Raw genomic sequence first — 9722 nt, forward strand, 5'->3', positions numbered from 1 at the left:
CGGCGCGCGTCGACATGTCTTATTCCGCGGCGTCCGGAAGCTGGCTCGCTTCGGCAGCCGGATCGATCTTCGAGTTCTCGAGTTCGACCGAAAGACCGAGCGAACGCATTTCCTTGACGAGAACGTTGAAGCTCTCCGGAATGCCCGCCTCGAAGGTGTCGTCGCCGCGGACGATCGCCTCGTAGACCTTGGTGCGGCCCGCGACGTCGTCCGACTTGACCGTCAGCATCTCCTGCAGCGTGTAGGCGGCGCCATAGGCCTCGAGCGCCCAGACCTCCATTTCGCCGAAGCGCTGGCCGCCGAACTGCGCCTTGCCGCCCAGCGGCTGCTGGGTGACAAGCGAGTACGGACCGATCGAACGCGCGTGGATCTTGTCGTCCACCAGGTGGTTCAGCTTGATCATGTACATGTAGCCGACGGTCACCTTCCGGTCGAAAGCCTCGCCCGTCCGGCCGTCATAGAGCACCGACTGACCGGAACCGTCGAGACCGGCGCGCTCCAGCATGGACGTCACGTCGCGTTCCACCGCACCGTCGAAGACCGGCGTGGCGATCGAAACGCCGCGCTTGGCTTCTTCCGCGAGGCGCACGATCGAATCGTCGTCGTACTTGTCGACGCCTTCGGCGGACGAGCCGGAGGCGTAGATGTCGGTGATCTCCTTGCGCAGCGGCACGAGATCCTGCGACACGCGGTACTCCTCGAGCATGGTGCCGATGCGCTTGCCCATTCCGGCGCAAGCCCAGGCCAGATGCGTCTCCAGGATCTGGCCGACATTCATGCGCGAAGGCACGCCGAGCGGGTTCAGCACGATGTCGACATGGGTTCCGTCTTCCAGGAACGGCATGTCCTCGATCGGCACGATGCGGGACACGACGCCCTTGTTGCCGTGGCGGCCGGCCATCTTGTCGCCCGGCTGGATCTTGCGCTTCACCGCGACGAAGACCTTGACCATCTTCATGACGCCCGGAGGCATCTCGTCGCCGCGCTGGACCTTTTCGACCTTGTCCATGAAGCGCTGTTCGAGGCGCGACTTCGACTCGTCGTACTGGCCGCGGAGCGCTTCGATCTCGCCCTGGACCTTCTCGTCCTCGACGGCGAACATCCACCACTGCGAGCGGGGATATTCGGAGATCACCCCGTTCGAAAGCTCGGTGCCCTTCTTGAAGCCCTTCGGGCCGGCGACGGCGACGTGGCCGCGCAGCATGTCGGCGAGGCGGCCGTAGACGTTGCGGTCGAGGATCGCCTGCTCGTCGTCGCGGTCCTTGGCGAGGCTTTCGATTTCCTCGCGTTCGATCGCCATGGCGCGCTCGTCCTTCTCCACGCCGTGGCGGTTGAAGACGCGAACCTCGACGATGGTGCCGAAAGTGCCCGGCGGCATGCGCATGGACGTGTCGCGCACGTCGGAGGCCTTCTCGCCGAAGATGGCGCGCAGGAGCTTTTCTTCCGGCGTCATCGGGCTTTCGCCCTTCGGCGTGATCTTGCCGACGAGGATGTCGCCCGGCTGAACCTCCGCACCGATATAGACGATGCCGGCTTCGTCGAGGTTCTTCAGCGCTTCTTCCGAGACGTTCGGAATGTCGCGCGTGATTTCCTCCGGACCGAGCTTGGTGTCGCGGGCCATGACCTCGAATTCCTCGATATGGATCGAGGTGAAGACGTCATCGCGCACGATGCGCTCAGACAGAAGGATCGAATCCTCGTAGTTGTAGCCGTTCCACGGCATGAACGCGACCAGCGCGTTGCGGCCGAGCGCCAGATCGCCGAGATCGGTCGACGGACCGTCGGCGATGATGTCGCCCTTCTCGATCTTGTCGCCCACGGTCACCAGCGGACGCTGGTTGACGCAGGTGTTCTGGTTCGAGCGCTGGAACTTCTGCAGCCGGTAGATGTCGACGCCGGACTTCGACGGATCGAGGTCTTCGGTCGCCCGGATGACGATACGCGTCGCGTCGACCTGGTCGACGACGCCGCCGCGGCGGGCCGCGATGGCGGCACCGGAGTCACGGGCGACGATCGGCTCCATGCCGGTGCCGACGAACGGCGCCTCGGCTCTGAGGAGCGGCACCGCCTGGCGCTGCATGTTCGAGCCCATCAGCGCGCGGTTCGCGTCGTCGTTCTCGAGGAACGGAATGAGCGCGGCCGCGACCGAAACGAGCTGCTTCGGCGAGACGTCCATGAGGTTGATCTGGTCGCGCGGCGCCAGCATGACTTCGCCGGCATGACGGCAGACGACGAATTCCTCCGAGAAGGAGTTGTCCTTGTTGAGGACCGAATTGGCCTGCGCGACATGGTACTTCGCCTCTTCCATGGCGGAGAGGTAGACCACGTCGTTCGTCACCTTGCCGTCGACGATCTTGCGGTACGGGCTTTCGATGAAGCCGTACTTGTTGACGCGGGCGAAGGTCGCGAGCGAGTTGATCAGACCGATGTTCGGGCCTTCCGGCGTCTCGATCGGGCAGATGCGGCCATAATGCGTCGGATGAACGTCGCGGACTTCGAAGCCGGCGCGCTCACGGGTCAGACCACCCGGGCCGAGCGCCGACAGACGCCGCTTGTGGGTGATTTCCGACAGCGGGTTCACCTGGTCCATGAACTGCGACAGCTGCGAGGAGCCGAAGAACTCGCGCACGGCGGCAGCCGCCGGCTTGGCGTTGATCAGGTCCTGCGGCATGACCGTGTCGATCTCGATCGACGACATGCGTTCCTTGATCGCGCGCTCCATGCGGAGCAGACCGAGGCGGTACTGGTTCTCCATGAGCTCGCCGACCGAACGCACGCGGCGGTTGCCGAGGTTGTCGATGTCGTCGATCTCGCCCTTGCCGTCACGCAGCTCGACCAGCATTCTCACGACGGCAAGGATGTCCTCCTTGCGCAGCGTGCGGACCGTGTCGGCGGCGTCGAGGTCGAGACGCATGTTCATCTTCACGCGGCCGACGGCCGAGAGATCGTAGCGCTCGGAATCGAAGAACAGCGACTGGAACATGGCTTCCGCCGATTCCATTGTCGGCGGCTCGCCGGGGCGCATCACGCGGTAGATGTCGAACAGCGCATCCTGGCGGTTCTCGTTCTTGTCGACCGCAAGCGTGTTGCGGATATAGGCGCCGACATTGATGTGGTCGATGTCGAGGACCGGGATCTCGTCGAAGCCGGCGTCCAGGATGACCGGAAGCGTCTTCTCGTCGATCTCGTCGCCGGCCTCGAGATAGATCTCGCCGGTCGCGAAATTGACGACGTCCTCGGCGAGATAGTTGCCGTAGAGCTCCTCGTCGGTCGCCTTCAGCGCCTTGACGCCCTTGTCGGTCAGCTGGCGCAGCAGGCGCGGCGTGAGCTTCTTGCCGATCTCGACCACCACTTCGCCGGTGTCGGCGTCGACGAGGTCCGTCACGGCCTTCTGGCCCTTCAGCGCATCGGCGTTGAACGGCACGCGCCAGCCCTTGCCGTCGCGCTGGTAGAGCGACTTCGTGTAGAAGGTCGAGAGAATTTCCTCGCCGTCCATGCCGAGCGCCATCAGCAGCGACGTCGCCGGAATCTTGCGGCGGCGGTCGATGCGGGCATGCACGATGTCCTTGGCATCGAACTCGATGTCGAGCCAGGAGCCGCGATACGGGATCACGCGGGCCGCGAACAGCAGCTTGCCGGACGAGTGGCTCTTGCCCTTGTCATGGTCGAAGAACACGCCCGGCGAACGGTGCATCTGCGAGACGATGACGCGCTCGGTGCCGTTGACGATGAACGTGCCGTTGTCGGTCATGAGCGGCATGTCGCCCATGTAGACGTTCTGTTCCTTGATGTCCTTGATCGACTTGGCGCCCGTATCCTCGTCGATATCGAACACGATGAGGCGCAGCGTCACCTTGAGGGGGGCTGCATAGGTCAGGTCGCGCTGGCGGCACTCCTCGACGTCGAACTTCGGGTGCTCGAATTCGTAGGAGACGAATTCCAGCATCGAAGCGCCGGAGAAGTCGGTGATCGGGAAGACGGACTTGAAGACGGCCTGGAGGCCTTCGTCGGGACGGCCGCCCTGCGGCTCGTCCACCATGAGAAACTGGTCGTAGGATGCCTTCTGAACCTCGATCAGGTTCGGCATCTCGGCGACTTCGGGAATTTTACCAAAAAACTTGCGTACGCGCCTACGACCGTTGAACGAAAGGGTCTGAGCCATCGTCGCTCCTTCAAAAATGTGCATCCGGGCCTGCAACGGACGGGGTTCGCTGGCCAGTCGGCCCCGTCTATCATGGGTGGTTCAATCTCGTCCCGAGACCCGATCCGCACGGCCGGATTGCCCTGCGATCGCGTCTGGAACCATCCTCTTGAAGAACCCATTACCCAAAAGCCGTTTTGACAGGCTTTTGGGTAATCAGGTCCGGAGCGAGGAACGCCGGGAGAGGACGGACGCCCTCTCCCGCCGCATTCGCGGTATTACTTGACGTCGACCTTGGCGCCGGCGTCTTCCAGCTTCTTCTTGAGGTCGGCGGCTTCGCCCTTGGAAACGCCTTCCTTGACAGCCTTCGGAGCAGCCTCGACGAGGTCCTTGGCTTCCTTGAGGCCCAGGCCGGTGATGGCGCGGACTTCCTTGATGACGTTGATCTTGTTCGCGCCGGCATCCGCCAGGATGACGTCGAACTCGGTCTTCTCTTCTTCGACCGGAGCAGCAGCAGCGCCACCGCCGGCAGCAGCGACGGCTACCGGAGCAGCGGCGGAAACGCCCCACTTTTCTTCAAGCATCTTCGACAGCTCAGCGGCTTCGAGCACGGTGAGCGAGGAGAGGTCGTCTACGATCTTTGCGAGATCAGCCATTGTACTAGTTCCTTTTGTTCGGTTCGAACTGGTTGTTGAATAACAGCGAAAAACCGCCTCAAGCGGCTTCGTCCTTCTTGGCGTAGGCTGCGAACACGCGGGCAAGCTGGCTTGCCGGTGCTGCAACGACCGTGGCGACGCGCGTTGCCGGGGCATTCAGCAGGCCCAGCAGCTTTGCACGCAGCTCGTCGAGCGACGGCAGGGTCGCAAGCGACTTGACTGCATCGGCGTCGAGCGTGGTCGCACCCATGGCGCCGCCGAGCACAACGAGCTTGTCGTTGATCTTGGCGAAATCCATGGCAACCTTCGGAGCCGTCATCGGATCATTGGCGTATGCAATGAGCGTCTGACCCTGGAAGAGATCAGACATCCCCTCCGACTCCGTACCTTGAAGGGCAATCTTGGCCAGGCGGTTCTTCGCGACTTTGACGGTACCCCCGGCTGCGCGCATCTTCGAACGAAGATCGTTCATTTGCGCAACCGTGATACCGGCATAGCGGGCCACGACAACCGAACCGGAAGCCTTGAAGACTTCGTTCAGCTCCGTGACGAATTCGCGTTTTTCCGCTCTTTCCACTGCCTATCTCCAGTTGGCAGGTCCGTGAAACACGGGGCCTGCCGGGTTTGCCTTTGCCGCCAGGGATCACATAAGCGAGATCCCGAGCGACGCTCGAGGATCCTGTCCCCTCGCGCTCGACCCTTTCGGGCCGGGGCACAAGGCAAGGTAGGTTCGAACCGAATTCCGGCGTCTCGGACGCTGATTGAAATCCAGGTCTTACCCGTCTCATGCAGGCAAAGTGATTAAGGGCTAACCACCTGCAATCTCGGACAGGAGTTCCGGGTTGCCCCGGAAATTCCCGGCCAGACATGACCGGGAATTCTTGAGATCCGGCCGAAGCCGGACCGAACCTCAGGCGACGCTCAGCGTCGCCGGGTCGATCTTGACGCCCGGGCCCATGGTCGAGGAGATCGCTACGCGCTTGACGTAGTTGCCCTTCGCACCGGTCGGCTTCGCCTTGATCACGGCATCCGCGAATGCCTTGATGTTCTCTTCCAGAGCCTTGACGTCGAACGAGGCCTTGCCGATGCCGGCATGGACGATGCCGGCCTTCTCGACGCGGAACTCGACGGCGCCGCCCTTCGACGCCTTGACGGCGCCGGCGACGTCCATGGTGACCGTGCCGACCTTCGGGTTCGGCATCATGCCGCGGGGGCCGAGAACCTTGCCGAGACGGCCGACGAGCGGCATCATGTCCGGGGTCGCGATGCAGCGATCGAAATCGATCTTGCCGCCCTGGACGATCTCGACCAGATCTTCGGCGCCGATGACGTCCGCGCCGGCTGCCTTGGCTTCGTCGGCCTTGGCGCCGCGAGCGAAGACGGCAACGCGGACCGAGCGGCCCGTGCCGTTCGGCAGGTTGACCACGCCGCGGACCATCTGGTCGGCATGGCGCGGGTCGACGCCGAGGTTCATGGCGACTTCGATCGTCTCGTCGAACTTGGCGACAGCCCGTTCCTTGACCATCGATACGGCATCCGTCAGCGCATAGACCTTCGTCGGGTCAACGCCTTCACGGATCTTCTGGATACGCTTTGCAAGCTTCGCCATGGTCTTAACCCACCACTTCCAGGCCCATGGCGCGGGCGGAGCCCTCGATCATGGCCATTGCGCCGTCGATATCGGCTGCATTCAGATCCTTCATCTTGGCTTCGGCGATCGTCTTGACCTGAGCCTTGGTGATCGAGCCCGCCTTGGTCTTGCCAGGCAACTTCGAGCCGGACTGGATCTTCGCCTCCTTCTTCAGGAAGTAGCTGACCGGCGGCTGCTTCATGACGAAGGTGAAGGACTTGTCCTGGTAATAGGTGATGACGACCGGGATCGGCATACCCTTTTCCATTTCCTGCGTGGCGGCATTGAACGCCTTGCAGAATTCCATGATGTTAATGCCACGCTGACCGAGCGCAGGACCAATCGGCGGGGACGGGTTCGCCGATCCTGCCTTGACCTGCAGCTTGAGCTGGCCTGCAACTTTCTTAGCCATTTCTCTCTGCCTTTCTGGATGCGGCCGGTCGCCCGGCCCTTCATGCCGACCCCGTCAGGAGCCGGCGGCTGCGGTTGCGTGGTGCGGTCCCGGCGCCCGGCTTAAGGCGCCCTTCCCTCCCACGCGGATGCGGGTATTTCCCGCGCCCGGCCGACAGGCCGGGACTTCGTTTCGGCCGGCACCCCGAACCGGGCGCCCGCCGCAATGGATCAGATCTTCTCGACCTGGCCGTATTCGAGCTCGACCGGCGTCGCGCGGCCGAAGATCGACACCTCGACCTTGAGGCGCGAACGTTCCTCGTCGACATCCTGCACGGTGCCGTTGAACGAGGCGAACGGCCCGTCGGAGACGCGGACCTGCTCGCCGATCTCGAAGGAGACCGAGGGCTTCGGCCGATCGACGCCGTCCTGGACCTGCGACAGGATGCGCTCCGCCTCGGAATCCGGAATCGGCACCGGCTTGTTGTCGGAACCGAGGAAACCCGTCACCTTCGGGGTATTCTTGATGAGGTGATAGGCCTCGTCCGTCAGGTTGGCCCGCACCAGCACGTAGCCCGGGAAGAACTTGCGCTCCGCATCGACCTTGCGACCGCGGCGCACTTCGACGACCTTCTCGGTCGGCACCAGAATCTTCTCGAACAGATGTTCGAGCCCCTTCTGGCGGGCCTTCTCCTCGATCGACTCAGCGACCTTCTTCTCGAAATTCGAATAGGCGTGGACGATGTACCAACGCGAAGCCATGTTCATCTCCAACCTCAGGCGCCAACATTCAGGATGAAACCGATCACCCACGCGATAAGCTGGTCAGCCGCAAAGAAGAAGAGCGCTGCGAAGAAGACCATGACAAGCACCATCACGGTGGAGATCATCGTCTCGCGCCGCGTCGGCCAAGTCACTTTTGCCGTCTCGGAGCGTACCTGCTGCAGAAACGTAAACGGGTTCGTTTTCGATGCCATTGAATGTCCACGCCATTACGGCGCGTAAAGCTGAATGATCAGCCCCACGCACCGCGTGTCTGTTTGCCCTACATAAAGCCCGATTCCCTTTTTAACAAGAGGCAACCGGCCTTTTCTCGATGTATGGCGGACGGATCGTCCGCCGTCGCCCGTCGCCGCCGCCGCGGTTCCCCGCGCTGTTCGGTCGACTGGCAGGGGCAGAGGGGCTCGAACCCCCGACCTGCGGTTTTGGAGACCGCCGCTCTACCAACTGAGCTATACCCCTTCGCCCTTCCGCCAGGGGCTTGTCGCCGCACCGGGGAAGGCAGGGCGTCTTTAAGGCGAGGTCGCGCGCTTGGCAAGGGGCCTCATCGCATTTTTGCGAAGAATGTCCCCCCGCGAATACGAGCCCTCACCACCGCAGCGAGAAGCTGGCGCTGAGCGAGCCGACGGGCGCGGAGGAGCTCTCCTTGCTGACCGCGGCACGCAGGCTCATGCTGTCGAACAGGCTCTGCTCGACGGCAAGCGTCGCCGCGACGCTCGATTCGCGAAGCGACGTGACGCCGCTGGCGACGAAGGACGTGCCGGTTCCCACCAGGGCGACGCGGCCCGACTGGCGTGCGTTGGCCGAGCCGATATAGCCGCGGACCGGATCGTAGCTGAGGTCGAGCGCACGCTCGCTCACCACGTCAATCGCCGGCGTCACCATGAAGGTCCGCGACACGCCGATGCCAGTGGAGGCCAGTCCGGTCAGCGCATTCAGGCCGAGCCGCACGCGACGTTCCACGCCGCGCGGTCCGGTCGCTCCGTATTCGGTCCAGAAGATCGCCGGCTCGGTCGGATCGCTGACGGTCCCGGTCGAGGAGGTGGCGATCGAGAGGTCGACGCCCGCACTCAGCGCCGACACGCGCGGCGAGACGGCGCCGACACGCAGCCGATAGGCGTAGTCGGAGATCTTCTCCGGCGACCAGATGAGCAGCGATGTGTCCTCGGCCGACGCCGGCCGCACCACGGCGGCCGTTGCCGCAAGGAACAAAATCGACGCCAGAGACGCCGACAAGGCGAAACGCATCATCGGACTCCCAATCTTCAGGAACAAGATTCCGGCGCCGCAATGGCGCCCGCCGCATCGAGGCGGCGCCGACCCGAAGGCCCGCAAACGCGCCGCCCTCCCGGGGCCGGCAGCGTGGTCGCATGGTATGAGAAAATGTCCCGGCTGGAAATTGGTCAATTCTGGTGATTTATCAGGCCCGCCTTATGAAGCGGTGCGTAATGCAGCAGCCGCCCTTGCCGGCGCCGGCCGGCCCGATCGCCTCAGAGGCCGTAGCCGAGCGACCGGTATTCGTCGACCTTCGCCGCGAAGGTCGGATAGAGCCGCGCACCGTTGAGAAGCCAGCGGAGATAGTCCGCATTGTCGTCGAGCCACCAGCCGGGACCGAGGCGGCGCGCCTCATAGCGCTGCTGCCAGAACGCCCGGTCGGGCAGGCCGAGATAGGGCTGCCCCGACAGCCACGCGGTCCGTTGAGGGTTGTGCGCCTGGCTGTATCTGTCGCGGTAGCGCCGCAGCGCGGCGCTGCCTGCCGCGTGACATGCAATGTCTTCGCCCTGTGCGAACTGGTCGGCCGTGCCGTCGAGGATGCCTCCGTCGACGGTTTCGTTCCACGCATGTTTGAAGACCGGCGTGCCGTCGGCGAGTTGGTAGACGCCGTCCCGCCGCCGCCAGCCGAAATGCCGCTCGATGAAGCAGGACACTTCGAAGCAGCCGCCCCAGCAGCCGTCGCGCCGCACGCGGTGGCGGTAGGCACGGATCTCGGCTCCCTGCTCGTCGGACAGCATGATCCCCCCAAAACGAAAGACCCCGAGGTTTCCCGCGGGGCCGATCCTTGTAGCCTGTGCCGGGTTACCCGACGATCGATGCGACGATGCCGGCGCCGGGCGCAAATCGCGCT

9 protein-coding genes and 1 tRNA gene are annotated in these 9722 nt (G+C 63.7%); all 10 read right to left on the reverse strand.

Annotation, left to right across the window (positions count from 1 at the left end; all coding sequences use genetic code 11):
• Positions 1 to 19: 19 nt before the first annotated feature.
• Positions 20 to 4162, reverse strand: a complete 4143-nt coding sequence (gene rpoB / locus LXM94_RS24280) for a DNA-directed RNA polymerase subunit beta (protein ID WP_235774238.1) — start codon at positions 4160 to 4162, stop codon at positions 20 to 22.
• 257 nt (positions 4163 to 4419) lie between these two features.
• Entirely contained in the window at positions 4420 to 4797 is a 378-nt protein-coding gene (rplL, locus tag LXM94_RS24285) for a 50S ribosomal protein L7/L12 (RefSeq protein WP_235774240.1), read from the reverse strand.
• Between the two features lie 58 nt (positions 4798 to 4855).
• Positions 4856 to 5374 (reverse strand): 50S ribosomal protein L10, encoded by a 519-nt coding sequence (gene rplJ, locus LXM94_RS24290; protein ID WP_235774242.1) that lies wholly within the window; start codon positions 5372 to 5374, stop codon positions 4856 to 4858.
• A 333-nt stretch (positions 5375 to 5707) separates the two neighbouring features.
• Positions 5708 to 6406 (reverse strand): 50S ribosomal protein L1, encoded by a 699-nt coding sequence (rplA, locus tag LXM94_RS24295; protein WP_235774244.1) that lies wholly within the window; start codon positions 6404 to 6406, stop codon positions 5708 to 5710.
• 4 nt (positions 6407 to 6410) lie between these two features.
• Positions 6411 to 6839 (reverse strand): 50S ribosomal protein L11, encoded by a 429-nt coding sequence (gene rplK / locus LXM94_RS24300; protein WP_235774246.1) that lies wholly within the window; start codon positions 6837 to 6839, stop codon positions 6411 to 6413.
• A gap of 209 nt (positions 6840 to 7048) precedes the next feature.
• Complete coding sequence (gene nusG, locus LXM94_RS24305) at positions 7049 to 7579, reverse strand: transcription termination/antitermination protein NusG (protein WP_235774248.1); 531 nt, start codon at positions 7577 to 7579, stop codon at positions 7049 to 7051.
• Positions 7580 to 7593: 14 nt separating this feature from the next.
• Entirely contained in the window at positions 7594 to 7794 is a 201-nt protein-coding gene (gene secE, locus LXM94_RS24310; RefSeq protein WP_235774250.1) for a preprotein translocase subunit SecE, read from the reverse strand.
• A gap of 189 nt (positions 7795 to 7983) precedes the next feature.
• A tRNA-Trp gene (locus tag LXM94_RS24315) sits at positions 7984 to 8059 on the reverse strand.
• A 126-nt stretch (positions 8060 to 8185) separates the two neighbouring features.
• Complete coding sequence (locus LXM94_RS24320) at positions 8186 to 8845, reverse strand: hypothetical protein (protein WP_235774252.1); 660 nt, start codon at positions 8843 to 8845, stop codon at positions 8186 to 8188.
• Between the two features lie 242 nt (positions 8846 to 9087).
• On the reverse strand, positions 9088 to 9609 hold the full coding sequence (locus LXM94_RS24325; protein ID WP_235774254.1) for a hypothetical protein: 522 nt from the start codon (positions 9607 to 9609) through the stop codon (positions 9088 to 9090).
• Between the last annotated feature and the right edge of the window lie 113 nt (positions 9610 to 9722).

Origin of the sequence: Rhizobium alarense, assembly GCF_021555155.1 — a bacterium.
Taxonomy (GTDB): domain Bacteria; phylum Pseudomonadota; class Alphaproteobacteria; order Rhizobiales; family Rhizobiaceae; genus Rhizobium_D; species Rhizobium_D alarense.

Bases quoted from the DNA above. Each gene is read 5' to 3' on its own strand.
- rpoB (WP_235774238.1), bottom strand. From the start codon at position 4,162: ATGGCTCAGACCCTTTCGTTCAACGGTCGTAGGCGCGTACGCAAGTTT.
- rplL (WP_235774240.1), bottom strand. From the start codon at position 4,797: ATGGCTGATCTCGCAAAGATCGTAGACGACCTCTCCTCGCTCACCGTG.
- rplA (WP_235774244.1), bottom strand. From the start codon at position 6,406: ATGGCGAAGCTTGCAAAGCGTATCCAGAAGATCCGTGAAGGCGTTGAC.
- rplK (WP_235774246.1), bottom strand. From the start codon at position 6,839: ATGGCTAAGAAAGTTGCAGGCCAGCTCAAGCTGCAGGTCAAGGCAGGA.
- nusG (WP_235774248.1), bottom strand. From the start codon at position 7,579: ATGGCTTCGCGTTGGTACATCGTCCACGCCTATTCGAATTTCGAGAAG.
- secE (WP_235774250.1), bottom strand. From the start codon at position 7,794: ATGGCATCGAAAACGAACCCGTTTACGTTTCTGCAGCAGGTACGCTCC.
- LXM94_RS24320 (WP_235774252.1), bottom strand. From the start codon at position 8,845: ATGCGTTTCGCCTTGTCGGCGTCTCTGGCGTCGATTTTGTTCCTTGCG.
- LXM94_RS24325 (WP_235774254.1), bottom strand. From the start codon at position 9,609: ATGCTGTCCGACGAGCAGGGAGCCGAGATCCGTGCCTACCGCCACCGC.